General features: G+C 72.5%; 19 protein-coding genes. 7 read left to right on the forward strand and 12 right to left on the reverse strand.

What is annotated here, in order from left to right:
- Entirely contained in the window at positions 1-585 is a 585-nt protein-coding gene (locus tag ACIHFD_RS20080; protein ID WP_397368206.1) for an ArsR/SmtB family transcription factor, read from the reverse strand.
- Positions 586-654: 69 nt separating this feature from the next.
- Here ACIHFD_RS20080 and ACIHFD_RS20085 point away from each other — a divergent pair, with 69 nt between their 5' ends.
- The gene (locus tag ACIHFD_RS20085; protein ID WP_397368207.1) at positions 655-1,305 is read left to right on the forward strand and encodes an alpha/beta fold hydrolase; all 651 of its coding nucleotides are present in this window, start codon (positions 655-657) and stop codon (positions 1,303-1,305) included.
- Here ACIHFD_RS20085 and ACIHFD_RS20090 read toward each other — a convergent pair.
- Complete coding sequence (locus ACIHFD_RS20090) at positions 1,284-1,814, reverse strand: cysteine dioxygenase (protein ID WP_397368208.1); 531 nt, start codon at positions 1,812-1,814, stop codon at positions 1,284-1,286. The two genes, ACIHFD_RS20085 and ACIHFD_RS20090, sit on opposite strands and share 22 nt — an antisense overlap.
- Before the next feature lie 110 nt (positions 1,815-1,924).
- Here ACIHFD_RS20090 and ACIHFD_RS20095 point away from each other — a divergent pair, with 110 nt between their 5' ends.
- The 3 genes from ACIHFD_RS20095 to ACIHFD_RS20105 all read left to right on the forward strand — a co-directional run bounded on the left by ACIHFD_RS20095 (position 1,925) and on the right by ACIHFD_RS20105 (position 9,575).
- On the forward strand, positions 1,925-2,803 hold the full coding sequence (locus ACIHFD_RS20095) for a LysR family transcriptional regulator (RefSeq protein ID WP_397368209.1): 879 nt from the start codon (positions 1,925-1,927) through the stop codon (positions 2,801-2,803).
- A gap of 4 nt (positions 2,804-2,807) precedes the next feature.
- Positions 2,808-3,434 (forward strand): LysE family translocator, encoded by a 627-nt coding sequence (locus tag ACIHFD_RS20100; protein WP_397368210.1) that lies wholly within the window; start codon positions 2,808-2,810, stop codon positions 3,432-3,434.
- 87 nt (positions 3,435-3,521) lie between these two features.
- Positions 3,522-9,575: a tetratricopeptide repeat protein gene (locus tag ACIHFD_RS20105; RefSeq protein ID WP_397368211.1), complete on the forward strand. Its 6,054-nt coding sequence runs from the start codon at positions 3,522-3,524 to the stop codon at positions 9,573-9,575.
- On the opposite strand, the gene ACIHFD_RS20110 is transcribed toward ACIHFD_RS20105, so the two are convergent.
- The 5 genes from ACIHFD_RS20110 to ACIHFD_RS20130 are packed head-to-tail and all read right to left on the reverse strand — an operon-like array spanning position 9,572 to position 15,763.
- A complete protein-coding gene (locus ACIHFD_RS20110) occupies positions 9,572-11,158 on the reverse strand; it encodes an acyl-CoA synthetase (RefSeq protein ID WP_397368212.1) in 1,587 nt (528 codons plus the stop codon). The two genes, ACIHFD_RS20105 and ACIHFD_RS20110, sit on opposite strands and share 4 nt — an antisense overlap.
- Positions 11,158-12,306: a thiolase domain-containing protein gene (locus tag ACIHFD_RS20115; RefSeq protein ID WP_397368213.1), complete on the reverse strand. Its 1,149-nt coding sequence runs from the start codon at positions 12,304-12,306 to the stop codon at positions 11,158-11,160. Before ACIHFD_RS20115 ends, ACIHFD_RS20110 begins: the two co-directional genes overlap by 1 nt.
- 1 nt (position 12,307) lies before the next feature.
- Positions 12,308-13,327 carry a thiolase domain-containing protein gene (locus tag ACIHFD_RS20120; protein ID WP_350728485.1) on the reverse strand — a complete coding sequence of 340 codons (1,020 nt, stop codon included), beginning with the start codon at positions 13,325-13,327 and terminating at the stop codon, positions 12,308-12,310.
- Positions 13,324-14,223, reverse strand: a complete 900-nt coding sequence (locus ACIHFD_RS20125) for a Zn-ribbon domain-containing OB-fold protein (RefSeq protein ID WP_397368214.1) — start codon at positions 14,221-14,223, stop codon at positions 13,324-13,326. Before ACIHFD_RS20125 ends, ACIHFD_RS20120 begins: the two co-directional genes overlap by 4 nt.
- A complete protein-coding gene (locus tag ACIHFD_RS20130) occupies positions 14,213-15,763 on the reverse strand; it encodes an acyl-CoA synthetase (protein WP_397368215.1) in 1,551 nt (516 codons plus the stop codon). Before ACIHFD_RS20130 ends, ACIHFD_RS20125 begins: the two co-directional genes overlap by 11 nt.
- A 119-nt stretch (positions 15,764-15,882) precedes the next feature.
- Between ACIHFD_RS20130 and ACIHFD_RS20135 the strand changes: the two genes are divergently transcribed.
- Positions 15,883-16,692, forward strand: coding sequence for a crotonase/enoyl-CoA hydratase family protein (locus ACIHFD_RS20135; protein ID WP_350728482.1), 810 nt, complete (start codon positions 15,883-15,885; stop codon positions 16,690-16,692).
- Here ACIHFD_RS20135 and ACIHFD_RS20140 read toward each other — a convergent pair.
- On the reverse strand, positions 16,689-17,795 hold the full coding sequence (locus tag ACIHFD_RS20140) for a nitronate monooxygenase family protein (protein ID WP_350728481.1): 1,107 nt from the start codon (positions 17,793-17,795) through the stop codon (positions 16,689-16,691). The genes ACIHFD_RS20135 and ACIHFD_RS20140 overlap by 4 nt on opposite strands.
- A 124-nt stretch (positions 17,796-17,919) precedes the next feature.
- Complete coding sequence (locus tag ACIHFD_RS20145; protein WP_397368216.1) at positions 17,920-18,861, reverse strand: DUF3068 domain-containing protein; 942 nt, start codon at positions 18,859-18,861, stop codon at positions 17,920-17,922.
- Between the two features lie 302 nt (positions 18,862-19,163).
- Between ACIHFD_RS20145 and ACIHFD_RS20150 the strand changes: the two genes are divergently transcribed.
- Entirely contained in the window at positions 19,164-19,883 is a 720-nt protein-coding gene (locus ACIHFD_RS20150) for a methyltransferase domain-containing protein (protein WP_397368217.1), read from the forward strand.
- Positions 19,880-21,049, forward strand: a complete 1,170-nt coding sequence (locus tag ACIHFD_RS20155) for an acyltransferase family protein (RefSeq protein ID WP_397368218.1) — start codon at positions 19,880-19,882, stop codon at positions 21,047-21,049. Before ACIHFD_RS20150 ends, ACIHFD_RS20155 begins: the two co-directional genes overlap by 4 nt.
- Here the strand turns inward: ACIHFD_RS20155 and ACIHFD_RS20160 are convergent.
- Genes ACIHFD_RS20160 through ACIHFD_RS20170 form a run of 3 tightly spaced genes read right to left on the reverse strand, consistent with a single transcriptional unit; the run spans position 20,976 to position 26,952 of the window.
- Positions 20,976-25,031, reverse strand: coding sequence for an alpha-(1->3)-arabinofuranosyltransferase family protein (locus ACIHFD_RS20160; protein ID WP_397368219.1), 4,056 nt, complete (start codon positions 25,029-25,031; stop codon positions 20,976-20,978). The two genes, ACIHFD_RS20155 and ACIHFD_RS20160, sit on opposite strands and share 74 nt — an antisense overlap.
- Positions 25,028-26,158, reverse strand: a complete 1,131-nt coding sequence (locus tag ACIHFD_RS20165; protein WP_397368220.1) for a glycosyltransferase family 4 protein — start codon at positions 26,156-26,158, stop codon at positions 25,028-25,030. Before ACIHFD_RS20165 ends, ACIHFD_RS20160 begins: the two co-directional genes overlap by 4 nt.
- Positions 26,155-26,952 (reverse strand): glycosyltransferase, encoded by a 798-nt coding sequence (locus ACIHFD_RS20170; protein ID WP_363962543.1) that lies wholly within the window; start codon positions 26,950-26,952, stop codon positions 26,155-26,157. Before ACIHFD_RS20170 ends, ACIHFD_RS20165 begins: the two co-directional genes overlap by 4 nt.

Raw genomic sequence — 26,952 nt, forward strand, 5'->3', positions numbered from 1 at the left:
TCAGGTCCGGAACGGGAAGCCGTACGTGTGCACCGCCACGTTCTCGCGACCCTCGACGTCGCCCGCCTCGCGAGCGGCCTTCCCGCGCGCCCGCCATTTCCCGACCACCTCGTTGATCTCGTCGTCCAACCGCTGAAGCTCCTCTGCCGTCAGCGAGAGGACATGCTCGGAGCTGAAGGCCGCGTTGCGCCAGTCGCCGGGCCAGGCCTGCTGGGTGTCGAGGTAGCTCTCATACATCTCGTTACGCTGGCGGGCGTATATGCGTGTCACCGCGGAGTGGACGGCCGCGCTCTCGGGGGAGTCGCGAAAGTCCTCGTCCCTGGTGCTGATGCCGTCGTCTGCCGGTCGCCACCAGCGCTCCCGCGCGTCGCCGCGCGCCTGCGCCTCCTCGATGAGGCCGTGCGTGGCCAGCTTGCGCAGGTGGTAGCTGACCAGCGAGACGGCCTCGTCGACCTGGTCGGCGAGCTGGGAGGCGGTCGCCGTGCCCGTCACCTTGAGCGCGCGGTAGAGCTTCATGCGCAGCGGATGCCCCAACGCCTTGAGCGTGTCGAGGTCCTTGATCCGACGACTCTCCTCGGTGGCCATGGAACCACCATAGAAGCGAAAGGAAATTTGCGCAAATAAATTTTCGTATCGAGGGGTAGGGTGAGGGGCATGGCGACGTTCGCACTGATCCACGGGGGCGGCGGGTCCGCGTGGGACTGGCATCTGCTGGAGCCCGAGCTGCGCGACCGCGGGCACGACACCGTGGCGGTGAGCCTGCCGGTCGAGGACGAGTCCGCCGGCCTGCTCGACTATGCCGACGCAGTGGTGGAGGCGGTCGGGGGCCGGCGCGACCTGGTCGTCGTGGCGCACTCGTGGGGCGGCTTCGTCGGGCCGCTCGTCTGCGCCCGTACGCCGGCCGACCTTCTGGTGCTGGTCACGGCCATGATCCCGGCCCCCGGCGAGCCGCCGTCCGACTGGTGGGGCAACACGGGGTTCGACTCGAAGGACATGTCCGACCCGATCGGCCTGTTCCTGCACGACGTGCCCGGAGACGTGGCCGAGGAGCTGCTGACCAGGTCACGGGACCACGCGGACAAGGCCATGGGAGAGTCGTGGCCGCTCGACGCGTGGCCCGACGTGCCGACGAGATTCCTGCTGTGCCGGGACGACCGGTTCTTCACGCCCGATTTCATGCGCGGGGTCGTACGCGACCGGCTCGGCATCACGCCCGACGAGATCGACGGCAGCCACGCCCCCATGCTGGCCCGGCCGAAGGAGCTGGCCGACCGCCTGGAGGGCTACCTCACCGGCAGGTCGTAGACGCGGCGCACGCTGCTGCCGAGCCGGGCCACGTTCGCCCCGTACACGTGGATCGACAGCCCCACCTCGTCGCTGGTGTTGCGGACCTTGTGGATGTCGCCGGGCGGCGCGAACCCGCTCACCTCGCCGGACCGGTTATCGACCCGCCCGATCTCGACCAGGTGATCGCCCATGTCGCGGTAGAGGGTCTCGTGCTCGATCCCGCTGACGATGCCGAACGCGCACCACGACACGTGGTCGTGGATCTGCGTCTCCTGGCCGGGACGCCACACGACGCTCACGATGGAGAAGTCCTCCTCGCAGTGGAGCGGGCGGGACACGTAGCCGTCGGGCGAGCCCTCGCGTTCGCGCGGTGTGAGGATGTCGAGCCCGGGAAGCCGGCCGCGCAGCAGGTCCGCGACGGCGAACGCGGTCTCGGCGCGCCCGAGCCGCCGCGCCACGATCTCGGAGACCCCGGTCACGAGCGCGTCCAGGCCGGGGCGCGCGGCGGTGGTGGCGGCCATATTCATGGTACCTCCCTAGGGAAAGCAGACAATCATCCTTCCCCTTCTACGGTGCTACACCGCAACCGATAGGTCCAACAGAAGTTATCTGGCCCATTCATAGATACGATCGATGAATGCTGGATGTCGTGCGCCTTCGCGTTCTCGTCGCGGTCGCCCGTAAGGGCTCGCTGACCGCCGCCGCCAAGGAGCTCCACTACTCGCAGCCCTCGGTCAGCCACCACCTGGCCCGGCTGGAGGCGGAGACCGGGGCCCGGCTTGTCCAGCGCGTCGGGCGCGGCGTCAGGCTCACGGAGGCGGGCCGGCTGCTCGCCGAGCGGGCCGCCGAGATCATCGGCCGCCTCGACGCCACCGCCGAGGAGCTCGCCGCGCACGTGGGGCTGCGTTCGGGGCGCGTGCGGCTGGCCGCGTTCCCCTCGGCGCTGGGCACGTTCATCCCGAAGGCGGCGGGGCTGCTGTCGGCCGCTCATCCAGGGCTGCGCCTGCAGCTCACCGAGATCGAGCCGCCGGAGGCGCTCAGGCTGCTGCGGTCCGGGCGGGTGGACGTGGCCGTGATCTTCCGGTACGACGACACCGCGCCCGAGGACGCCGACATCCGCATGATCCACCTCCTCGACGACCCCAGCTACCTGGTGGCCAGGGGTCCGGCGGGCGGACTGGCCGACCACGCGGACTCGGCCTGGATCGCGGGATGCGACCGGTGCAGGAGCCACTTGCTGGACATCTGCGAGAAGGCGGGATTCACCCCGCAGATCTCGTTCACCAGCGACGACATCGTGGCCGTGCAGGCCCTGGTGGCGGCCGGGCTGGGCCTGACCATGCTGCCGGGGCTGGCGCTGCGGGCCCACCGCAACCCGGACGTGCAGGTGGCCGAGGTGCCCGGCTCGACCCGGCACGTGTACGCCGCCGTCTACGGCGAGCCGCCCCACCCACCGGCCACGGAGGCGCTGCTGGCGGCGCTGCGGGAAAGTCTTTTGACGCCGCCTCTACGATGACCCCATGCCGGAAATTTCGACTCTCGCGCTCTTCTGCGTGGCCACTCTCACCCTGCTCGTGGTCCCCGGACCGGCGGTCCTCTACATCGTCACCCGGAGCGTCTCCCAGGGCCGTGCCGCGGGCGTGATCTCGGTGCTCGGCGTGCACACGGGCTCGCTCGTCCACATCGCGGCCGCGGCGCTGGGCCTCAGCGCGCTGCTGGCGGCCTCGGCCACGGCGTTCACCATTGTGAAGTACGTGGGCGTGGCCTACCTGCTCTACCTCGGCGTACGCAAGCTGATGCAGCGCGAAGAGGGCGAGCAGGTGCTGGAGCTGCAGGTGCAGTCGAAGCGGCGGCTGTTCTGGGAGGGCTTCGTGGTGAACGTCCTCAACCCCAAGACGGCCATCTTCTTCGTGACGTTCCTGCCGCTGTTCACCCACCCGGACGTGGGGCCCGTCGGCCCGCAGATCCTGCTGTTCGGGGCGCTCTGGCTGGTGCTGGGGATGGCGTCCGACGGCGCGTACGCGATGCTCTCGTCGGCGCTGGCGGGCCGGCTGCGCGGGTCCGCCCGTGCGCGCCGCCGCCTGAACGTGAGCAGCGGGCTGGTCTACCTCGGGCTGGCGGCCTGGCTCACAACCGAGAAGGCCTGACAAGCCAGGAAATTTCTGGCTCATAGTGCGATAGTGAGATCAGATCAGGGGGACGGCACGTCGGGACGTAGCTAAGAGGCGGACCTCATGGACACGCCACCGCACCGCCTCGGGCTCGAACGGGTCGTCGAGGTCTACTCGGGTCACGACGACCTCGTCGGCGTGACCGGCTCCGGCTATGCGATCGGCGCCGATCTGGTGCTGACCTCCGGCCTGGTGGTGGCCCACGGGCTGCCGTGCCAGGTACGCGCGGCCGATTCGGGCCACTGGGCCGAGGCCGAGCAGGTATGGCGCGGGCGGGCGGGCGCGGTGCTCCTGCGGGTCGCCGGAGCCCCCTGGGCCGGCGTCCCCGGCATCGAACACGTCCGCTGGGCCAGGGTGGCCGCCTCCTCCGGCGCGGCAACGGGCTTCAGGGTGCGCTGCGTGGCCAGAGGGTTCCCGTGGCTGGGGCGGCGGGCCGGGATCCGGGACGCGGACACCGTGACGGGCCTGGTCGACGCCCCCACCGGCGCGGTGTCGAAGGTCCTGGCGGTCAGCGTGCTGAGCCCCGGGCCCGAGTCGCCGCCGGGTGCGCTCACGCGGGGCCTGTCGGGTGCCGTCCTGCTCGCCGAGCCGGCCGGGCAGATCATCGGCGTGGTCGCCGCCGGCCCGTCCGGGACCGCACCGCACGAGCTGGACGCGGTGCCCGCGACCGCGCTGCTGGGCGACGAACGGTTCTGCGAGCTGGCGGGCGTGGCACCCGGCCGGATGGAGACCGTGGCGGAGGACGACCCCTCGGTGATCCTCGCCGACCTCCTGGCCCCCGCCCGCGAGAGGCTGCCCCAGGACTGCTCCGACTGGACGCTGCTGATGGCGCGGCACGCGGTGGTGCCGTTCCTGGGGAGGGACGAGCAGTTGGCGGACCTGCGCTCGTGGGCCGCCGAACCGGCCGCCCTGTCGATCGCGGTGCTGACCGGCCGGAGCGGCACGGGCAAGACGAGGCTGGCGGGCGAGCTCTGCGCGGAGCTGGCCGAGGCCGGGTGGGACACCGGATTCCTGCCGCTGGACTCCGCCGGCGGCCCGCTGGCCGGCCGGGCCCTGGAGGCGTTACGCCCGACCCTGCTCGTGGTCGACCATCCTGACCCGTCCCCGCCCCTGGTGGGCGAGCTGGTACGGCGCCTGGCCAAGCACGGGCGCAACCCCCGCGTACGGCTCCTGCTGCTGGCCCGCGAGCTCGGCGAGGCGGACTGGTGGCGGCGGCTCGACACGGCGGCCGGCGGCTGGCTGAGACGGCTCACCTCCACGACGGTCCAGCTCAACGCCCACCCGCTCACCCTGGCGGAGCGCACGGACCACGCGCTCGCCGCCATGAAGGCCTTCGCCCCCAGCCGGGCCGCGCTGCCCGCCCCTCCCCGCCTCGACGACCCGGAGTACGGCCTCCCGCTCCACGTCCACCTGGCGGCTCTGCTCCGGCTGTGCGACGACGAGCACCCCACACCCTCCCGCGACGGCGAACCGCCCGCGCACGCACGCGACGCCGACCTGCGCACGCAGCCGATGCGGCCGCACGGGGACGGCCTGCTCCACCGGTTCCTGGCGCGGGAGAGCGACCAGTGGGCGCGGGTGTGGCCCGCCGAGCACGAACGCGTGGACGACGTGACGGCACGCCAGGCCGTGGCGGTGCTCACGCTCACCGCGCCGGCGCCTGCCGAGCTGCCGGGCCTGCTGACGGCCGTACCCGGGCTGCGTGGCGGGACCGGGCTCCACGGGCACACCACGAACGCGGCCCGCTGGCTGGGCACCGTCTTCCCGAGCGGCGAGCTGGGCCCCGACCTGGTCGCCGAGGAGCTCCTGGCCGAGACGGAGGGCCTGGACGAGCTCGTGCTCGCCCTCCACGATCACGAGGGCCGCACGGTCCACCACCTCGTCCACCTGCTGCACGTCCTGCGCCTGTCCGCCGACCGGGCGCGGGTCGGGTCGGCGCTGCGCTCCCTGGTCGGGGCCAGGATCGGCGCGATGGTCACCGAGGCCGCCGCGAATCCCGCCACCCGGCTCGGGGACCTGCTCAACGCCGCCCTCACGCTGTTCCCCGCCGACCGGGAGCTCGCCGAGGCCGCGTCCGGCCTGCTGGAGAGCGGGCGGGGCGCGGCGCTGGGGCTGCGGGCGTTGCACGTCACCCTCGGCGAGCTGGCCGTACGGCACCGCCGGGCGAGTGGCGAGCGGATCACGCAGGCCGCGGGGTTGACCTCGCTGTCCGGGCGGCTGGTGGCCGTCGGGCGGGTCGGCGAGGCGGTCGTGGCGGCGGCGGAGGCCGTCGAGATCTACGCGGCCGCTCCCCCGTACGAGGCGGCGGCCGGGCGGGCGGAGGCGCTGTTCAGCCTGGGGGCGTGCCTGCTGCTGGCGGGCGAGGCCGGTTCGGCGCTCAAGCCCGCGCAGGAGGCGGCGGCCAGGTTCCGCATCCTGGCCGAGGAGGACCCGGGGTACGCGGCGGAGGCGGCGCGGGCGCAGCACAATGTCGCGTGCGCGCTGCTGGAGCTCGGGCGGCTGGACGAGGCCGTGGCGGCGTTCGAGGCGGCGGGCGGCGACGCCGGCACCGCGGCCCACCTGGCGGCGCTCGCCTCCGCACCCCCGCGGTCGGGGCCGTCCGTCACCTCATGGCCGGGGCCCGAACCGACCACGCAACCACGCGTGCGCCCCCACCCGGCCTTTTCGCCTTCGCCGGATCCTGGGGCCGGGTTCCGGCCGGACGACACGCCGCCGATGAGGTTGCTCGCCGCACCGGCCCTCGCGCCGTCTCCCGGAGCGCTCCCCGTCGCGCCGCCTCATGGCGTGCTCCCCGTCCCGGGTGTGGCGTCGTCTCCGGGGACGGCGGTGCCGGTGCCCGGGCCGCTGGTGCCGTTCGAGGAGGCGGACGGCGGCGCGCTGCCCGAGCTGGCCGCCTGCCTCGCCGTCGCCATCACCGCGGCCGTCAAGGGCGTGGCCCCCACGAACACGGATCTGGCCCACCACCTCCACCTCCTGGCCGCCTGGCTCGAAGGGCAGGGCAGGCCGGCCGACGCGGTCGTCCCCGCCTCGGAGGCCGTCGTACGGCTGCGCGGCCTCGCCGCCCAGGAGCCCGGCCTGCGGTCCATGCTCGCCGACGCCGCCGGGCTGCTGGCCGGGCTCCACGCCCGGCTGGACGACCTGGACGCCGCCGTGCGGTCCGCCGCCGAAGCCGTACGCAACCTGCGTGCTCTCGTCGCCCTGGAACCCGACGAGCACGGTCATGCCTTGACCGGGCAGCTGCTGGAGCTGGGCGAGCTGCTGCTGGTCGACGACCGGCCCGAGGCGGCGCTGGGGCCGTTGCAGGAGGCCATGAGCGTGGCGGCCGACCGGCGCCCGGCCACGGAGGCGCGGGCCAGGCGGCTGCTCGGCCTGTGCCTGGACGAGCTCGGGCGGCCCGCCGACGGCCGGGCTCAGCTGGAGCTCGCCGCCGAGCTGTACGACGGGCTGAGCCCCGAGGACCTGACGGCCGAGAACGGCTCCCCCGCGCGGCACGCATCCGAGGCACGGACGCGAGCACGACGACCGGAGCCGGCGGCGGGCCGCGTGGGTGGGCGGCCGTGGCTGCTGGAGCTGGTCACCTCGCGGCCGGAGGAGGCCGTGGTCAGCGCGGAGCGGCGGCTGGTGGAGTGCCGGCAGGCCGCTGAGGGAGGCGGCACGCCGGAGATCCACGCCTACATCTCCGCGCAGGCCGTGCTCGCCCGGGCCTGGACGGACGTGGGACGGGCCGGGGACGGACTCGTGCTCGCGACGCAGGCCGCCGAGCTGCTGAGCCGCCACCCCGTACCGGACGCGCCGCAGCGCGAGCCCGGCCCGGAGCGGCCGCACGCGATCGCCGTGGGGATGGTGGCGGCGGCGCTCGGGAGGGCGCTCGTGAGCCTGGGGCGGGCCGAGGAGGCCAGGCCGCACCTGCGCACCGCCGTCGAGTCCTACGAGCCGATGGCCGAGACGAGCGTCGTGTTCCGTACGGAGCTGGCCGAGCTGCTGATCCTGGAGACGGCCGCGCTACCCCGGGCCGGCGCGGAGGCTGCCGCCGACCGGCTCGTCGACCTGTACGACGGGCTCGTCTCGGAAGGGCTCGCGGCCGCCTCCGCCCTCGCCGGGGCGCTGTGCCTGCAGGGCGGCGCCCGCTTCGCCGGGCAGGACGTCGAAGGCGCGCTCCGGTCGGCCACCCGGGCCCTCGATGTCATGACGCCGGCGGACGACCGGGTGCTCACCGCCGCCTGCCTGGAGCTCGCCGGCCTGTGCCTGGCCGAGCTGCACGATCCCGGCGCGGCCGGGCCGAAGCTGGCCGAGGGCGTCGAGCTGATGGCCAACCCGCCGCCGGAGCTCGCCGGCGTGCACCTGCCGGCCCTCGCGCGGCTGGCCAGGATGCGGGTCGAGGAGGAAGGACCGGCCGCGGGCATCGCCCTCTACCGCCGGATGCTCGACACACGCCCACTTCCCGGGACGGATGTGCTCGGAACGCTCATCGAGGAGGTCTCCGGCTATCCGGGCGACCCGTCCGAGCTGCTTCCGTCGCTCGCGTCCTTCACGGACGCGCTGGAGCGGGAGGTGCCGCTGAGCGGCGGCGGCGCCGAGGTGCACGACCGGTACGGGCGCTGCCTGACACGGCTCGGCGCAGCCGCGAAGAAAGGCACGGCGCAGGAAGGCACAGCGCAGGAAGACGCGGCGGTGCTGTGCGCGGAGCTGGCCGTCCGGGTCTATCGAGGGCTGGCCGCCTTCTCCGGCGACCACCGCGGACGGCTCGGCCTGGCGCTGGCCGCGCTCGCCCGGCACGGCCAGGCCGATCCCGCCGTCCTGGAGCAGGCCGTCCACCTCCTCGCCGGGCAGCCGGGCGACGTGCCGGCGGACGTCCTCAACCGCTACGCCGTCCTGCTGCTCGAACAGGGCCGCCCCGTGGAGGCGCTGGCGCACTGCGAGCGGGCCGCCGACCTCTGCGACGAGCTGGACGACCCGGCCCTGGCCGCCGTCACGTACGCCCGGCTCGGCGCCGCCCTGGCCATGCTCGAACGCCCCCAGGCCGCCCTGGAGGCGATCACCTGGTCCCTGGCCGAGCTGGACCGGGCCCCGGAAGCCAGGCCGGAGCTGCGCCGCGTCCGCGCTCAGGCGATCCAGGTGAGCGGGCGGGCGCTGCGGGCCGCCGGCAGGGAGCCGGAGGCGCTGGCGCACCTCATGGAGGCGTTGCGGCTCTATACGGACCTGTCGGAGCAGCGGGAGGCCGCCGAGACCGCCGCGGTGATCGCCGACGACCTGCTGGCCGCCGGGCGGCCGGAGGAGGCCGCCGAGTACGCCGGGATCGCCGCCGCCGGGCAGCCGCCGGGCACGCTCAAGCACACCCTGGCCACCCAGCGGCTCGTACGGTGCCACATGATGCGCGGCGAGCTCGCCGAGGCCAACGCGCTCGTCGAGGAGCTGATCCCGCGGGCCCGGCGGTCGCCGGACGATCTCACGTACCGGGCCGTGCTCGCCGACTCCCTGGCGCAGAGCTCCGAGCTGCTGCCCCTGCTCGGGCTGGACGAGGGGACCGAGGCCGAGGCCAGGGCCCGGGAGGCCATCGGCATCTACGACGAGCTGCTGACCACCGGCGTGAACGCGCAGGCCCTGCACACCAGCCGGGCGGGCGCCTGCCTCACGATGGCGTCGGCGCTCAGGATGCGGGGCCTGGCCGCCGAGGCGATCCAGCCGCTGCGGGAGGCGGTGGCGGCGCTGGAGTGGTTCGGCCCGGGAAGCATCGTGGAGCAGCGCTCCGGCCAGGGGAACCCGACGCAGCGCGAGCTGCTGTCCAGGGCGATGCTCATGCTGGGCGACGCCCTCATGGAGGCGGGCCGGGCGCTGGAGGCGGGGCTCGTCTTCCACCGCGCCACGCAGGTGACCCGGGACGAGCTGTCCAGGGCCGTGGCACACGCCCGGCTCGGCCTGTGCCAGCAGGAGCTGGGCAGGGACGACGCCGCCGACGCCGCGCTGCGCGTCTCCGCGGGGCTGCTGCGGGACCTGACGGCCCACGACGGCGTCCCCGACCTGCTCCGCGACGTGCTGCGGGGCAGGCTGACGCTGCTGGAGAAGACGGGCAGGCGCGACGAGACGGCGGCGATCGAGGAGGAACTGCAGCGGCTCTAGGCGTCGTTGGCCTGGACCGTCTCGCGGGCCCACCGGTAGTCGGCCTTGCCGGCCGGCGAGCGCACCATCTCCTCCACGAACGCGTACGTACGAGGCACCTTGTACCCCGACAGCAGCGTCCTGCAGTGCGCGTCCAGCTCCTCGGCCGTGACCTCGACGCCCGGCCGCGGCTCCACCACGGCCGCGACCCTGTTCCCCCACCGCTCGTCCGGCACCCCGGTCACCACCGCGTCGAACACCGACGGATGCCCCTTGAGCACCGCCTCGACCTCCTCGGGGAACACCTTCTCCCCGCCGGTGTTGATGCACTGCGAGCCGCGGCCGAACACGTTCACGGTCCCGTCGGTGTCCACGGTCGCCAGGTCGCCGGTCAGCAGCCAGCGGGTGCCGTCCGCGTCGGTGACGAACGTGCGGGCCGTCTTGTCGGGGTCGTTGTAGTAGCCGAACGCCACCCGCCCGGCCCTGGCGACGGTCCCGAGCTGCCCGGAGCCGGGCTCGACGGGCCGGTGCCTCTCGTCGAGTACGGCCAGCTTGACCACGGAGTTCGGCTGGTAGCGCAGGCCCTTCTCCGGCGAGGACCCGGCCACGCCGGACGCGGTGAAGCCGGACTCGGTGGAGCCGAAGTTGTCCAGGATCCCGATGTTCGGGAGTGCCTTCTGGAGCCGGTCGCGTACCGCGCCCGACAGGATCGCCCCGGTCGAGCTGACCACGAACAGCGAGGAAACGTCGTAACCGCCCTTCTCCAGCGCCTCGGCCAGGGGCCTGGCCATGGCGTCGCCGGTGATGTTCATAGTGAGCACGCGCTCGCGCTCGACCGCCCGCCACACGTCCTCGGCGTCGAACTTGCGCACGTACACCATGGTCGCGCCCATCCACCAGGCGATGAACGTGGCCATCTGCGCGGCCCCGTGCATCAGCGGCGGCGCGGCCATCATCACCATCGGGCCTGCCTTGACGGCCTCGTCGATCACCTCATGCGGGGTGGCGCGCGGCTCGCCGTACGGGTTGCCGCCGCCGAAGGCCATGAACAGGTCCTCGACGCGCCACATCGCCCCCTTGGGCATGCCCGTGGTGCCGCCGGTGTAGATGATGTAGACGTCGTTGCCCGAGCGCGCCGGGAAACCGCGCTCCGGCCGCCCGCGTTCCAGAGCGGTCTCGTACGGCACCGCCGCGCCGATCGCCGACGGCCCGCCCACCGAGATCAGGTGCTCCAGCAGCGGCGCCCGGTCCGCCACGGCGGCCACCCGCGCGTCGAACTCCACGTCGTAGACCAGCGCCCGGATGTCGGCGTCGCGGTAGAGGTAGAGCAGCTCGGACTCGACGTAGCGGTAGTTGACGTTGATCGGCACGGCCCGGATCTTCAGCGCGGCCAGCAGGCCCGCCACGTACTCGATGCCGTTGTAGAGGTGGAGGCCGACGTGCTCGCCGGGCTGGACGCCCAGGTCCATGAGGTAGTGGGCGAGCCGGTTCGACTCGGCCTCCAGCTCGGCGTAGGTGCGCCGGTCCGGGCCGCAGACGACGGCGGTCCTGTCCCCGATCGCGTCCGCGAGCCCTTCGAACAGGTCAGCGTGGTTGAACTCCATCAGGGTCTCTCCCGTCCGACGATCCACATCGCGAAGAACTGGGCTCCCCCGCCATAGGCGTGGCCGAGCGCCGTGCGGGCGCCGTCCACCTGGTGCTCGCCCGCCATCCCGCGCACCTGCAGCGCGGCCTCGGCGAACCTGATCAGTCCCGACGCCCCGATCGGGTTGCTCGACAGCACCCCGCCCGAGGCGTTCCACGGGGTGTCACCGTCGAGTGCCGTCGCGCCCGACTCGGTGAGCTTCCACCCCTCCCCGTCCGCCGCGAACCCCAGGTTCTCCAGCCACATCGGCTCGTACCAGGAGAACGGCACGTACGTCTCGGCCACGTCGATCTGCCGCCGCGGGTCGGTGATGCCGGCCTGGCGGTAGACGTCGGCCGCGCAGTCCTTGCCCGCCTGCGGGCTGACCGTGTCGCGCCCGGCGCGGAAGATCGGCTCGGAGCGCATGGCGGCGCCGTGCACCCAGGCCGGGGTGCCGGTGACCTTCGACTCGGACGACAGCACCATCGCGCAGGCGCCGTCGCTGGACGGGCAGGTCTCCAGGTAGCGGATCGGCTCCCACAACATCGGCGTGGACTCGACCATCTTCTGGTCGATGCCGGGGATCTTGAGGTGCGCGTACGGGTTCTTGAGCGCGTTGAGCCGGTCCTTGACCGCCACCAGCGTCCCGATGTGATCGGGCGCGCCCGATCTGCGCATGTACTCGCGGATGTGCGGCGCGAAGTAGCCGCCCGCCCCCACGACCAGCGACGCGTTGAACGGCAGGTGCGTGGACAGCGCCCAGGTGGCGTTCGACTCCGACTGCTTCTCGAAGGCCACCACCAGCACCCGGTCGTGCACGCCGCCCTGGACGAGGCTGGCGCCGACCAGCGCCGTGGAGCCGCCCACGCTGCCCGCCGTGTGCACCCGCATCATCGGCTTGCCCGCCGCGCCGAGGGCGTCCGCCAGGTACGACTCCGGCATCATCACGCCCTCGAACAGGTCCGGCGCCTTGCCGATGACCACGGCGTCGATGTCCTTGAACGACAGCCCGGCGTCCTCCAGCGCCCGCAGCGCCGCCTCGCGCACCAGCCCGGCGATCGACACGTCCCTGCGCTTGGTCGTGTAGTGCGTCTGCCCGACGCCGATGACCGCACAGCGGTTGCCCATGTCACGCCTCCAATACGGTGACGAGGTTGTGCTGCAGGCAGGGCCCGCCCGCGGCGTGCCCGACGGTGCGGCTCGCGTCGCCGTCGAGGATGCGCCGCGCGGCCTCGCCGATGCGGATGAGGCCCGTGGCCATGACGGGGTTGGCGGCCAGCGGGCCGCCGGACGGGTTGATCACCGTTTCGCCGGGCAGCTCCAGCGCGCGGCGCAGGATGATCTCCTCGTGCGGGAACTGGGCGTGCAGCTCGGCCACCTCGACAGGCCCCTTGCCGACCCCGGCCGCCCGTGCGGCGTCGGCCGCGGAGGCCGACGCGGAGAGATCGCGCATGCCCAGGTAGTGGGGCTCGATGCGGTGGGCGATGCCCCTGATGTAGGCCGGGTTCGGGCACAGCTCCCCGGCCAGGTCACCGGCCGCGAGCACGATCGCCGCCGCGCCGTCCGTGATGGGCGGCACGTCCGTCTTCTTGAGCGGTTGCACCGCGAAGTCCTCACCGTCCGGATCGGGCAGGTCGAGCGCGTACGGGTTGGCCCGCCCGTCCGCCCGGCTCCTGCGGACGATCTCGTCGAGCTCCTTGCGGTCCGCGCCGACCGCGCCGGCCTGGAGCGCGGCGTAGGAGAGCAGGTCGAGGCCGAGCGGCGCCAGGTAGTAGGGGTCGAGCTGGATCGTCATGATCGTGTTCAGGTCGCCGAGCGACGACTTGCCGAACCCGTAGACCAGGGCCGAGTCGATGTCGCCGTGCTGGAGCCGGACCCACGCCTCGTACAGGGCCCAGGCGCCGTCCATCTCCACGTGGCTCTCCGAGATGGGCGGCCAGGCGCCCAGCGCGTCGAGGGCCGACACGAACGAGAACGGGGCACCCGCGAGGTAGTCGCAGCTGCCGGAGCAGGTGAAGCCGAACCTCTTGAGCCCGGTGCGCTCCTTGACCTCGTCGATCACGGGCAGGATCAGCTCGGGCTCGGTCTGCCCGGCGTCGTGGTCGGTATGCCGGGTCTGGGCGAACGCGACGATCGCGACATCTCTCATGACAGCTCCACGTCGGGCTCGCCGGTGGGGGCGAACCAGCGGATGTTCGACATTGACGCCGTACGCTCGCTCTCCGGCACCCAGACCGCCCTGACCCGCATGCCCTGGCGCACCTCGTGAGCGGGTACGTCCCCGATGAGCGCGATCATGGGGATATCGGCGTTGTCGAGCAGGATGTACGCCGACACGAACGGCACCTGCGGGGCCCGGGGATCGGGCAGGTTGTTGATGGCGAACGTGGTGATCGTGCCGGTGTCGGGCACTTCGAGCGTCTCCGCGATGCCGCTTCCGCATTCGGGGCAGGACTGGCGGTAGGGCACGTACACCTTGTCGCAGGTCTCGCAGCGCCCGCCGAGGAAGACGCCGCGCCGGACGCCCTCCAGGAAGACGCGGAGCGCGCCGCCCGCCTGGAGGCGGTATTCGGCGCGCACGTTGGAGACGATCTTCGTGACCTCGGGGGCGAAATGGGAGATGTCGCGGATGTGGCCGGTGGGCCGGTCGCTCCAGACCGGCCAGACGCGCGCGCCCACGGCCAGCGCCTTGGCGTTGCCCGCGTCCACGGCGTGGAGCAGCGCGGTGTCGGCGCCGTCCAGCTTGATCAGCGCCCAGGCGAAGGGGCGGTCGAGCGGGTGGCCTTCGAGCGGCTCGTCCACCCACGCCCAGGTGGTGACCGTGCCGGCCGGACCGACCTCGACGTACTCGGCGGTCACCGGCTCGCCGGTCGCGGGGTCGTACTCCAGGGGCGGCACGAGCACCTTGCCCTCGTTCGTCCGCACCCCGACGATGCGCCGGCCGCGCAACTCGCTCAGGAACCGGCCGATCACGGGGCCTGTGGTTCTCGTGTAGCCGCCCGGGAACTCCAGGACGTGCTGGGCGACCAGCGGATCAGATGGCACGGTCTCGTCCCTCCCAGTACGGGGCGCGGAGCTTGCGTTTGAGCAGCTTGCCGTTGGGCTCTCGGGGCATCTCGGCGATGAAGTCGACGCTCTTGGGCCACTTCATCCTGGACAGGCGGCCCTCCAGCGAGGCCAGCAGCTCGCGGGCCAGCTCGGGGCCGGGCTCGACGCCCGGCGCGGGCTCGACCACGGCCTTGATCTGCTCGCCCCACTCCTCGTCCGGGATGCCGAACACGGCCACGTCCGCCACCTTCGGGTGGATCATGAGCTCGTTCTCGATCTCGGCGGGGTAGATGTTCGCCCCGCCGGAGATGATCATGTCGGCCTTGCGGTCGCAGAGGAAGAGGAAGCCGTCCTCGTCCAGGTATCCGATGTCCCCGACGGTGAAGTACTCCTTGAGCCGGTTCGCGGCGGTCTTGGCGGGGTCGCCCTTGTACTCGAACGGGACGCCCATCATCTTCATGTAGATCGTCCCGGCTGTGCCGGTCGGCACGGATTCGCCCTGATCGTCGGCGATCAGCAGCTCGCTGATGGGCCAGGCGTTGCCGACCGTGCCCGGATGCGCCTTCCAGTCCTCGGGCGTGGCCAGGGTGCCGCCGCCCTCGGTGGCCGCGTAGTACTCGTACACGCAGTCGCCCCACCACTCGAGCATCGCCCACTTGACCGGGACCGGACAGGGGGCGGCGGCGTGGATCATCCACTTGAGCGAGGACAGGTCGTACCTGGTCCGGGTCTCCTCCGGCAGCGCGAGCAGCCGCTTGAAGTGGGTCGGGACGAGGTGGGAGTTCGTGACGCCATGGCGCTCGCAGAGCCGGAGCAGCTCTTCGGCGTCCCACTTGTCCATGTAGACGAGGGTGTGTCCCATGTGCAGCGCGGTGCCGCCGAACTGGGTGACCGCGGTGTGGTAGTTCGGGGAGGTGACCAGGTGGGCGTTGGGTCGGCCTGGGGTGATGCCGAACAGTCCGAGCAGGAACGTCATGAGCTCAGCGGAGTCGTCCGGATCGAGGCCGTTCAGCCGGCGCTTGACCCCTTTGGGCTTGCCGGTCGTGCCCGAGGTGTAGTGCATGGTGGCGCCCGCGGTGCGGCCCTCGGGCGCGGTGTCCGGCTGACCGTCGGTCAGCTCGCTCACCTGGCGGAAGCCATCGATCTTGTCCTCCCCGACGAGGAAGCGGCGGTGCGGCTCGATCGCCTCGGCCGCCCTGGCGCCCTCCTCGATGTAGCGGGGGTGCACGAAGAACGCCTTGGCCTCGCTGTCGGAGACGATGTACGCGATCTCGGGGCCGGTCAGATGCCAGTTGACCGGGGTGTAGTACCAGCCGGCCTGCATGGCGGCGAGATAGAGCACGAGCCCGTCGGCACCGTTCGGCACCAGGCCGCAGATGCCGTCGCCGGGCTGGAGCCCGAGCCCGCGTAAGCCGTGGACGAGGCGGTTGGCCCGGGCGAGCAGATCGCCCGCGCGATGCTCCGTGCCGTCGGGGTCCACGGCCGCGATCCACTCGGGATCCGCCTGCGCGAGCCTCCAGAAACCGAGCGTGCCCATCTGAACTCCCAGGAGTCGTGGCGCGAGCAAAACAGGAACCTGTTCTCGTTTGCTGCTGGGAGCGTATCCTGGGGCCGAAGTTCGTAGCAAGCGCTTGATTAGACACTTCGGAGGCGTACGTGGAGCTCCTGCCGATCAGCACCCCCCACTGCCGGATCGAACGAGACGGCCATGTCCTGATCGTCACCATGAACCGGCCGGAGGCGCGCAACGCGCTCTCGTCGGACATGCTGATCGGCCTGGCCTCGGCATGGGCGTACGCGTCGGCCGAGGCCGGGATCCGGGTGGCGATCCTGACGGGCGCCGAGGGCACGTTCTGCGCGGGGGCCGACCTCAAGGCCATGGGGCAGCCGTCCACGGACCCGGAGGTCCAGGCCAGGGCCGCGCAGATCCCCAACTTCCACTGGAAGGGCCTGCTCAGGGAGGAGCTGCCCACCAAGCCGATCATCAGCGCGGTCGAGGGCTACGCGGTGGCGGGCGGCACGGAACTGCTGGTGGGGACGGACCTGCGGGTGGTGGCGGAGTCGTCCACGCTGGGGCTGTTCGAGGCCAAGCGGGCGCTCTTCCCCATGGGCGGCAGCGCCGTACGCCTGCCCCGGCAGATCCCGTACTGCCACGCCATGGACCTCCTCCTGACCGGCCGCCCGATCACGGCGGCGGAGGCGCTGTCCATGGGGCTGGTCAACCGCGTGGTGCCCGACGGCCAGGCGCTGGCCTCGGCCCGGGAGCTGGCCGAGGACGTCGCCTCCTCGGGGCCGCTCTCCGTGCAGGCGATCCTGCGTACGTACCGGGACACCCTGGGCATGCCGGAGCCGGAGGCGCTGAAGGTGTCGGACGAGATCGGCTGGCCGGTGATCGGGTCGGAGGACGCCAAGGAAGGCACCAGGGCCTTCCGCGAGAAGCGCCCCCCGACCTACCACGCGCGCTAGTCGCCGGTGAGGCGCTCCAGGCGTTCGAGCGCCTCACCGTACTCCTCCACCAGGCCGAACATGACGTCCTTGGTCGAGCGGACCTGGTTGGTGATGCCGATGACCTGGCCGGCCGGGAAGGTGGCCAGGTCCGACACGTCGGAGCGGCCGATGCGCCGCAGGGCGTCCGACACCAGCATGAACTGCAGGGGCATCGGCAGCGTGCCGGGCGACTCCTCCGACTCCCACGCCTCCGTCCAGGCGTTCTTGAGCAGCCGCGCGGGCTTGCCGGTCCAGCTGCGCGAGCGGACGGTGTCGCGGGAGGTGGCCTCCAGGATGCGGCGTTTGGCCATCTCCGGGGTGTCGGCCTCCTCGACCGTGAGCCAGAGCGAGCCGGTCCAGACGCCCTCGGCGCCCAGCGCCATCCCCGCCGCCATCTGGCGGCCGTTGCCGATGCCGCCGGCGGCCAGGACGGGCACGTCCACCGCGTCCACCACCTGCGGGATCAGCACCATGGTGGAGATCTCGCCCGTGTGGCCGCCGGCCTCGGTGCCCTGGGCGACCACGACGTCCACGCCGACCTCCACCTGCTTGAGCGCGTGCCGGGGCGTGGAGGCCAGGGCGGCGACCTTGACCCCGTGCTCGTGGGCGAGGTCCACCACGTCAGCGGGAGGCGGGCCGAGCGCGTTGGCCAGCAGCGCGATGGGGTGCCGCAGGGCGACCTCGACCTGGGGGCGCGCGGTGGCGTCCGTCCAGCCGAGCAGCACCTTGCCGGGGTCGGCGTCCGACGACAGCGGCGGGACCCCGTGCTTGGCCAGGAGGTTCTCGACGAACCCCCGGTGGCCGTCGGGGATCATCGACTGCAGGCGGCCCACCAGCTCCTCGGGCGCGAAGTCGGCGCCCTCGTAGGAGGCGGGCATGACGACGTCCACGCCGTACGGCTTGCCGTCCACGTGGTCGTCGATCCACTTGAGCTCGGTCTCGAGCTCCTCTGGGGTGAAGTAGAGCGCACCGAGCACACCCATGCCGCCGGCGCGGCTCACGGCCGCGACCACGTCCCTGCAGTGGCTGAAGGCGAAGATCGGGAGCTCGATTCCGAACATGTCCGTGACACGTGTCCGCATGAGCCGACCATAAGCCGCGAAACCAGCGAACTGCAACGCGTTCTACCCTAGAACCTTTGCTCTAGTCACGAGTTCGGCCCGGCTGCTCGCGCAAGCCGGGCCGAACTGCAACCTGTTCCAGCAGTTACGCGTCGACCGGCTCCTTGACGACGGCGCGCGGCGTGCGGCGGCGGGCGACCACCAGCGCGGCGCCGAACGCGAGCAGGCCCGACGCCAGCAGCGCGATGGGGATCGTGGTCTTCACCAGGGTGATCTGGTTCTTGGCGTCCCTGGCCGTGGCCACCAGGTTGGAGATGGTCTTCGGAGTGAAGGAGGCGGTGGCGACCAGGGCCTTGGCCCGCTCGACCCCGTCCTGGCTCTTGAGCGTCTCGTTCCTGCTCACTTCCTGCTTGACCGGCGCGCCGCTGGTGGGCTCCACCCAGTACGTGTCCACGCCTTCGTACCAGCGGTCGACCTGGACGTCACCGGTCCCCGTCATCCCCATCATCGAGGCGGGGGCGCTCAACGTCGCGATCTTGGTCGGCGGCACCTTCAGCTGGAACTTGTAGACGGGCAGCCCGTCCACGGTGTCCTCGCTGACGAACGTCGCGTCGAAGGCGTGCTTGGCCGTCTGGTTGAAGTACTTGTAGGTCTTCTTCTCCACGCCGAAGGGGAACAGGTAGATCTGCCCCTCCAGGGTCACGGGCTCCTTGTTGACGCTCACCCCGCAGCAGTTGACGCCCACGCCGGTGTGCCGGTCGAAGGCGCTGCGCCGTTCGGAGATGTTGATCTGCGGCTTGTTGTTGGTGACGTCGTCCACCACGGTGAACTCGTCCCAGACGACGCGGGAGTCGGTGGCCTGCGAGACGTCGCCGCGGGTGGTGACCAGCATCTTGAGGTTCGCGGTCAGCACCTTCCCGTCGGCGACGGAGAAGTACTGGGACGACGGGGCCTCGAGCTCGACGGTGCTGTACTGGCCCGCCGGCGCGGAGATGACCCGGTCCGCCGCCCAGAATTTCACCATTCCTGCGAGGACCACCAGAAACGCACCAACGGCGACGAGAACGAGTACAGGTGTGCGCTGCATTCAAGATCCTCCTGGCGTCGAAGGTGCGAGAACCGGTTACATACTCAGCGCCCCGCCCCCCGGACTTCAAGTCGCGCGTGTGATGTACGTAACATGATCGTTACTGGAAAGTAGCATCCGGCGAGACGTCTTCACAGCCACATCCGAGTAACAAATCGGAACATGTTCTACGAAGGACCGTCGGTGCACCGAACATACCCTGTCCGACGACCGCTCTCTTGACGCCCCCGGCGATTGCCTGTACCCAGGCATCGGAACGCGTTCTATTCTGGGTGTCTTCTCGACGGGACGGAGTCGTGGGCATGCGTGCCGATCTGGCCAGGTCCATCCGGCTGTTCCGCGCGTTCAGGACAGAGCAGGCCAAGCCGGACGCGTACTACACCACCCTCGCCACCGACACCGCCGCCCAGCTCGCGGACCGCGTGTCCCTGGCCGGCGCCACCGTGCTCGACGTGGGCGGCGGCCCCGGATACTTCGCCGACGCCTTCAGGCGGGCCGGCGCCCGGTGCGTGTGCGTGGACGTCGACGCGGGAGAGCTGGCCGGCCAGGGCGCACCGGGCTCCGGCGTGCTGGGCAGCGCCCTGGAGCTGCCGCTCGCCGACGGGTCGGTCGACGTGTGCTTCTCGTCCAACGTGCTGGAGCACGTTCCGGACCCGTGGCGGATGGCGGCCGAGATGGCCCGGGTCACCCGCGAGGGCGGGGTGATCTTCCTCGCGTACACGAACTGGCTCTCCCCGTGGGGCGGGCACGAGACCTCGCCCTGGCACTATCTGGGCGGCGAGCACGCCGCCCGCCGGTACGCGCGGGTGCACGGCAGGCAGCCCAAGAACCGCTACGGGCGCTCGCTCTTCCCCGTCTCCGTCGCGCACGGCCTGCGCTGGGCGCGGTCCGCGCGGGACGTCGAGCTGGTCGACGCCTTCCCGCGCTACCTGCCGTGGTGGTGCCGTCCGCTGGTCAAGGTCCCCGTCGTCCGGGAGTTCGTCACGTGGAACCTCGTCCTGGTGCTCAGGAAACTCGGGTGACGGCCGCCGCGGAGGGCCCCGCCACCGGGCGGGACGCCGCGCTCGACGGCATCCGGGCCCTGGCCGCGCTCGGCGTCTGGGTCCTGCACGTGGGCGGCAACACCGGGATGATCTACCAGGAGGGCATGTTCGCCTGGATGACGTCCCGGCTCGGCATCGCCGTGCCGATCTTCTTCCTGCTGTCCGGGCTGCTGCTCTACCGGCCGTGGGCCCGTGCCGTGCTGGAGGACGCGCCGTCGCCGCGGGTGGGCCGCTACCTGTGGCGGCGGGCGATGCGCGTGCTGCCCGCCTACTGGCTGGTCACCGCGGCGGCGCTCTGGGCCTGGGGGCAGCTCGACTGGACGGGCTGGCTCAAGTGGCTGTTCCTGCTGCAGAACTACTTCGAGCAGGGGCGGGCTCCCGACGGGCTCTACCAGATGTGGACGATGCCCATCGAGATGGCCTTCTACCTGGTCCTGCCGGTGCTCGCCTGGCTCCTGCACCGGTGGGCGCGCGGCGGCAACCGGCCTCTCCGGCTGCTCGGCGGCATCGCGGTGCTCCCGGTGATCTCGCTGGCCGGCGTGGTCGTCTCGCACGTGCTCGACCAGCCGGAGCTGGCGCTGTGGCTGCCGAACCACCTGATCTTCTTCGCCGCCGGCATGGCGATGGCCGTGCTGTCGGTGTGGATCAAGCGGCGCGAGGTGGTGGACGCGCTGGCGCCGCAGCTCCTGGTGCTGGCGCTGCTGGCGTTCGCGGTGCTGAGCACGGAGCTGGCCGGGCCGCGCACCCTCACGCTGCCCAGCCTGTCGCAGTCGCTGTGGCGGATGGTCCTGGAGACGGCGGTGGCGGTGCTGCTGGTGGCCCCGTTCGCGCTGGCCTCCCGGCGCGACACGCTGCCGCACCGGGTGCTGGGCAACCCGGTGACCGCCTATCTGGGGCGCATCTCGTACAGCTTCTTCCTGTGGCACGCGCCGGTGATCACGCTCTTCTACAAGCTCACCGGCCGCCCGGTGTTCAGCGGCGACTTCGTGGGCGTGGCGGTGCCCACGCTCGTCGGCTCGCTGCTGGTGAGCGCCGTGAGCTACCACCTCGTCGAGGAGAACGCGCTGCGGCTCAGCCGCCGGTGGCGGTCAGCACCTCCTGCTCGGCCGGAACCTCAGGCTCCGGTGTCGGCTCCGGCGCCGTGACGAGCTGGCCGAACAGCGACCCCACCGCCGCGCACGACAGGAGCTGCGGCACCTGGTCGAGCAGCGGATCGACGTCGACGCCCCGGTTGCGCAGGAACACCCCGGCGGCCAGCGCCACCGTCGCCGCGCCGAACAGGCCCGCCGTCGCCCAGTGCGTGTGCGGCCGGCGTACCCGCAGCCAGAGGGTGGCCACGACGGCGGCGAGCGCCACGAGCATGCCGGGCCAGTTCGCCACCCAGCCGCCGAACGCCAGGCCCAGCACCACGACGTAGGGCACGCGCCAGCGCGACAGCCGCGACTCCGCCGCGGCGGCGGTCTCCTTGACGTGCTCGGGGCGGGGTCCGTGCATCACCAGGGAGAGGAGCGCGAGCAGCGCGATCCCGGCCAGGCCCAGCCCGAGCGCGAGCCGGTAGGGCTGGTCGGGCTCGTACGTCAGCCGCACCGTCCCCGCGGTGCCCGCGGGCAGCTGCCAGCCCTGCTTCCACCCGTCGATCCGGATCGGGCGCAGTTGCCGGCCGTCCAGCTCGGCCCGCCAGCCGGCGTTGAAGTTCTCGTTGACCACGAGGAAGGAGTCCTCCGGCGCGCTCACCCGTACCTCGCGCTCGACGGAGGACCAGGCGCCGCGGACGGCGGAGCTCTCCACGGCCTTGCGCCCGGGCGGGAACGCGCCGATCGCGAGGTTCTCCACCGCGAACGGCTCCCAGCCGGCCGCCCGCACCCGGTTGTCCCCCGCCCGCAGCGTGACCTGGCCGCACGCGGTGATCTGCACGGGCCGCCCCTCCAGCAGGTCGGCATAGACGCCGGTGACCTTGGTCTTCACGGCCGCGCCGTTCACCTGGAGGGTCGGGCCCAGCCCGCAGGCCAGCCGGAACTCCGGCCCGGCTGGCCGGCTCGCCGGGCTGAGGCCGGGGATCACCAGCTCGGTGACCTGGAGCCGGCGCGAGGCCGGGTAGAAGCGCAGCTTCAGCCGCGTCGTGGTGAGCGGCTTGAACCGCAGCGTCCCGCCGGCGTCCACCCGGCCGCCGCGGACCTCGCCCTTGGCGCCGGTCACGACCACGTCGAGCGCCTGCCGGTCGCCGCCGGGGCGGGCGACCTGGATCTGCGAGACGGTCCGCCGGCCCTTCCAGCCCAGCGTGAGCGTCGGCTCGGCGTCCTCCGGCGAGGGCACCCACGTGGTGGCGGAGTCGGCGTCGAACGCCGACCTCGGCGCGACCACCGCGTCCTTGCTCATCGCGGACGAACCGGTCACCGTGGTCAGGTCGCCGCTCAACCGGGTGAACCGGTCGACAAGCGCGACGTCCCGCAGCACCGCCGAGCCCCGCAGGGTGGTCTTCCGGCCGGAGTCCGAGGTGAACGTCCGGTCGAACCCGGCGCCCTCCTCCCCCGACCTGACCAGCAGCGGGTTGCACACCCAGCGGGCCCAGTTGCGCATGCAGCGCGGCCGCTCGTCCAGCCCGCGGTCCATGACGAAGACGTCCCCGTCCCGGCCTGGCATCCTGATGGTGCGGCCGGGCAGGACCCCGGGGATCGCGACCTCGGTGATGCCGACCCGCTGCACGAAGCTCCACTCCGCGTTGTACGTGCCCAGCACCCTGATCCGCACCCAGCCCGTCGGCCCGGCGGGGACGCGGAGCGTTTGAGCGTCGTTGGTCTTGGCCACGTCCTGCACCAGCCGGCCGCTCTCGGTCTCCACGGCCACCTTCCTGACCGACTGGCTGATCAGCAGGTTGTTGGTGAAGGTCACCCGCAGCCGGGGGATCTCCCGGGGCTGGCGGAGGTCGATCCGGAGCCATTCGTTCTCCGGCCGCTTCCAGCCGCCGCTCTCCCAGCCGGTGTCCAGATCGCCGTCCAGCGCGGCCCAGGGGCCGCGGCCGGGGGTGCTGAGGCCGGGCACGGCGTCGGCGTCGGCGACCGAGGAGGAGGCCGTGACGTCGGCGATGCCGTCGTACTCGGCGGTGGCCGTCTCCTCCAGCCAGCCGTCCTCCAGCAGGTCGAGCTCCTTGACGCCGGTGAAGTCGTCGCGCCGGTCCGCCGTCAGGGTGGGTGACCAGTTGGACCTGATCTCGCCGAACTGCCGCTCGCGCAGCCGCAGCCCGTCGCTGACCACGGTGGGCAGGCCGGAGTCGGCCCCGTCGCCGTTCACCAGCGCCGGGCCCTCGCCGAGCAGGCCGAGGTCACCCATCGTGAGCAGCGAGTCCGGACCGCCGCGCACCTCCAGCGCGTCCGCGGCGGGCTCCACGCTGACCATGTCGGTGCTCTCCGACACCTTGTACAGCTCCAGCGCCGGGAAGGGCCAGTCCACCGACTCGATGGCGTCGTCGGTGCCGGTGTCGCCCACCTCGCCGCCGAACGAGGTGACCTTGGTGATGCCGGGCGACTCGCGCAGCGCCTCGTAGACGCGTGACGGCCAGGCTCCCTGCAGGTTGGCCCGCATCAGGTCGTTCCTGACGAGCAGGTAGTGCACGCCCATCCTGCGCAGCACCTCGGTCAGCCCCGCCGAGCCGTGGCCCGCGGTCAGCCGCTGGTCGATGACGTCGAGCAGCCTGGTCATGCCCACGGAGCCGGCCGCCGTGACCTGCCGGGCGGTCCAGCGGACGGCGGACAGCGGCTGCAGGGGGTCGTCCATGGGCCGGCCCCACAGGTACTCGCCGAACTTGGAACCGGGCACGACGAGCACCCCGTCGTCACCGGCGTTCTGGTTGAGCCACGTCGCGGCCTGCCGCCAGTAGAGCGGCACCTCCTTGAACTCGCCGGGCGGGGCCAGGCCCTGGTTGAAGACCGGCAGCACCAGCGCGGCGAGCGTCGCCACGGCCACCGACCGGATCGGCAGCCGCGCCCGGGCCGTCACGTGGGCCAGCAGGTGGGCCAGGCCGAGCGCCAGCGGCAGCCGGACGAGGGGGTCGAACTTGCGCAGGTTGCGCAGCGGCGCGAGCGGCCCGTCGAGCAGCCAGCGCACGGGCTCGGCGACGACCGGCTCCAGCGCGCTCATGTGCCCGGCGACCAGCGCCGCCGTGCCGATCAGGAACAGGGTGACGACGAACCCCTTGGCGGGCAGGTCGCGCCGGGCCAGCCCGGCCAGGCCGAGCGCGGCGAGCAGGCCCGTGACCAGGACCATGGCGGCCGCGGTGGCGATCTCGTACCCGGGCGGCTGCGTGGCGACGCCGTTGACGGTCAGGTAGCGCACCCAGTCGGAGGCCCCGCGCAGCACGTTCGTCAGCGAGGTGACCTGCGTGGTGGTGGAGGCGGTCTCGGTGTACGGCAGGAAGGAGAACGCGTAGCGGCCCACCAGGAGCAGCGGCAGCCACCAGAACAGCGTGGCCACCGACACGGTGCCGGTCCACCAGGCGAGCAGCCGCCAGCGGGGCACCGGGCGCGGCCGGGTGAGGATGTAGACGACGGGGGCGACCAGCACGGCCAGCACCGCCACCGCGTTCACGCCGCCGCACAGCGCCACGGCCAGCCCGGACCTGATCGCGCCGCGGGCGCGCTGGCCCGTCTCCGCGGCGGTGAGCAGCGGGATCAGGATCCACGGCAGCATCGCCGCGGGCAGCCACTCGATCGAGATCTCGCCGAGGATCGACAGGGTGCGCGGTGCCAGCGCGTACGCCAGCGCGGCGGCGATCGCGGTGCCGGGCCCGCCGACGCCGAGCTGCCTGGCCAGCCGCTCCACGCCCAGGAACGCCAGGCAGAGCAGCGCCGTCAGCCAGAGCCGCTGGGTCACCCAGGCATCCAGCCCGGCCAGCTCGCCGAGCGCGAAGAACGGCCCCATCGGGAACACGTAGCCGGCGGCCTGGTTCTGGAGCTGCCCGAAGTGCTGGAGGTCCCACAGGTGGGCGACGCGCTCCAGCCAGCCGATCGGGTTGAGCGCGAGGTCGAGCTTGGTGTCGGAGATGATGCTGCCGGGCTTGGTGGTGAACGACAGCACGGCGAAGCCGAGGCAGCAGATCGCCAGCCAGAGCCGATGCCTGGCCCGCTCGGTCACCGTTCCTCCCACTCAAGGACGACAGGGGTGGCGGGGGCGCCGGGGGGACGGCGGACGAGGGCGGAGAGCCGCTCGGCGCTGCGGTCCCAGGAGAACTGAGCCGCCCATTCCCGACATTTCGCGCTATAGGTGTCGGAGGCCACTGTGAGCTCGTCGAGGGCCGCGGTGATGCCCTTGGCCAGGTCCCCGCCCTCGGGCAGCAGCCAGCCGGTCTCGCCGGGCCGCACCGCGTCCCGCAGCCCGTCCACGTCGTACGCCACCGTCGGCACCCCCAACGCGGCCGCCTCCAGCACGCACAGCCCCCATCCCTCGCCTTGAGAGGTGTTGACCTGCAGCCAGGCTGCGGACACCAGCCGCTCCTTCTCCTCCTCGGTCAGATAGCCGTGCAGGACGACGCCCTCGGGAGCCGCGGCGCGCAGCCGCGCCTCCTCAGGTCCCCTGCCGACGACGTCCACGACCAGGTCCGGCCAGCGCTTCCTGAGCTCGGGCACGGCCTCCAGCAGCAGCTCCACCCGCTTGTGCGCGACGAGCCTGCCGACGCACACGAGCCGCGGCCGCCGGCTCCGCGCGGCGCCCGCGCGCGGCGCCCGCAGCCGGCCGGGCACCCCGTTCGGGACCAGGTGGATGGGCCCGCGCCAGCCGAGCCGCTCCCGCATGGCGCGCACGGTCGACGGCGAGACGGCCACGCACTCGCGCCCCCGGTACGCCCACCGCGACACCGGCCCCTCCAGGAACCGGCCGAGCGCGGCCAGCCACCACGGCAGGTGCACGTCGAACTGCCGGTCGTGCACGTGGTGCACCACGCACAACACCCTGGTACGCCGCCCCACGACCAGCGGCGTGAAGAACGGGATGCCGTTCTGGCAGTCGAGGACCACGTCGAAGCGGTTGCGCCGGACCGACATCCAGAGCAGCACCAGGGGGTAGACCGTGAACGGCCCGCCCATGCGGACCAGCCGCACCCCTTCGACGGTCTCCTCGCGGGCCTGCCCGGGAGCGCGGGCCGTGACGAACCACACCCGGTCCCCGTCGGCCGCGAAGCGCCGGGCCAGCTCCCATGCGTAGACCTCGGCGCCCCCCGCGGCCGGATGCCACGGGTCGCGCCAGTTGACGATGGCGATGTTCACGGATATCCGAGGGAGTCCAGCGGTTGCTTCACCCTGAGCGCGCCGCGCGACTCCGCGCGCAGCCGCGCCCAGATCCGGCAGAGCTCCAGCACTATGCCCAGGCTGTGCCGGGCCGGGGAGAACCGCGAGCCCGGCATGTCATGCCACGTCACCGGGATCTCCAGGACCGAGGCGCCGTCCGCGACGCAGCGCGCGAGCAGCTCGACGTCGAAGGCGAAGCCGTCGGTCCGCAGCCGGGCCGCCATCTCGCGGGCGAGCAGCCCGTCGAAGAACTTGAACCCGCACTGCGTGTCGCTCACCCCGGGCACCAGCACTCTGGCCAGCGCTCGGAATCCGAACGCGCCCAGCTCCCGGATCGGGCTGTGCCGGTGCTCCACCTCGGCCAGGGGATGCGCGCGCGAGCCGATGACGATGCGTTCGCCGGAGAGCAGCAGCCCGAAGGCGCGCTCGACGGCCCGCAGGTCGGTGGCCATGTCGGCGTCACAGAAGCCGACGAAGGGCGCAGTGGTCTCCAGCAGCCCGGCGCGCACCGCCGCGCCCTTGCCGGGCGTGGGGCACTGCGCGAGGCGTACGGGGACCGGCTCCTGCGGCCAGGTACTGACGATCTCCGCGGTGCGGTCGGTGCTGGCGTTGTCCACGACGATGACGGCTGTCGGGAACGGAAGGCGGGCAAGCTTCGCGCACAGCTGCAGGAGCCCCCCAGGAAGTCGCCGTTCCTCGTTGTACGCGGGAACGATGATCTCAAGCAGTGTCGGTCGGCTCGTCCTCTCGTTCCCTTGACGGGAGGGCGGCAT

The sequence above is a fragment of the Nonomuraea sp. NPDC051941 genome (genome assembly GCF_044593615.1).

Bases quoted from the DNA above. Each gene is read 5' to 3' on its own strand.
- ACIHFD_RS20140 (WP_350728481.1), bottom strand. From the start codon at position 17,795: ATGCGGACACGTGTCACGGACATGTTCGGAATCGAGCTCCCGATCTTC.
- ACIHFD_RS20090 (WP_397368208.1), bottom strand. From the start codon at position 1,814: ATGAATATGGCCGCCACCACCGCCGCGCGCCCCGGCCTGGACGCGCTC.
- ACIHFD_RS20105 (WP_397368211.1), top strand. From the start codon at position 3,522: ATGGACACGCCACCGCACCGCCTCGGGCTCGAACGGGTCGTCGAGGTC.
- ACIHFD_RS20145 (WP_397368216.1), bottom strand. From the start codon at position 18,861: ATGCAGCGCACACCTGTACTCGTTCTCGTCGCCGTTGGTGCGTTTCTG.
- ACIHFD_RS20150 (WP_397368217.1), top strand. From the start codon at position 19,164: ATGCGTGCCGATCTGGCCAGGTCCATCCGGCTGTTCCGCGCGTTCAGG.
- ACIHFD_RS20095 (WP_397368209.1), top strand. From the start codon at position 1,925: ATGCTGGATGTCGTGCGCCTTCGCGTTCTCGTCGCGGTCGCCCGTAAG.
- ACIHFD_RS20085 (WP_397368207.1), top strand. From the start codon at position 655: ATGGCGACGTTCGCACTGATCCACGGGGGCGGCGGGTCCGCGTGGGAC.
- ACIHFD_RS20170 (WP_363962543.1), bottom strand. From the start codon at position 26,952: ATGCCGCCCTCCCGTCAAGGGAACGAGAGGACGAGCCGACCGACACTG.
- ACIHFD_RS20110 (WP_397368212.1), bottom strand. From the start codon at position 11,158: ATGGAGTTCAACCACGCTGACCTGTTCGAAGGGCTCGCGGACGCGATC.
- ACIHFD_RS20115 (WP_397368213.1), bottom strand. From the start codon at position 12,306: ATGGGCAACCGCTGTGCGGTCATCGGCGTCGGGCAGACGCACTACACG.
- ACIHFD_RS20080 (WP_397368206.1), bottom strand. From the start codon at position 585: ATGGCCACCGAGGAGAGTCGTCGGATCAAGGACCTCGACACGCTCAAG.
- ACIHFD_RS20100 (WP_397368210.1), top strand. From the start codon at position 2,808: ATGCCGGAAATTTCGACTCTCGCGCTCTTCTGCGTGGCCACTCTCACC.
- ACIHFD_RS20120 (WP_350728485.1), bottom strand. From the start codon at position 13,327: ATGAGAGATGTCGCGATCGTCGCGTTCGCCCAGACCCGGCATACCGAC.
- ACIHFD_RS20130 (WP_397368215.1), bottom strand. From the start codon at position 15,763: ATGGGCACGCTCGGTTTCTGGAGGCTCGCGCAGGCGGATCCCGAGTGG.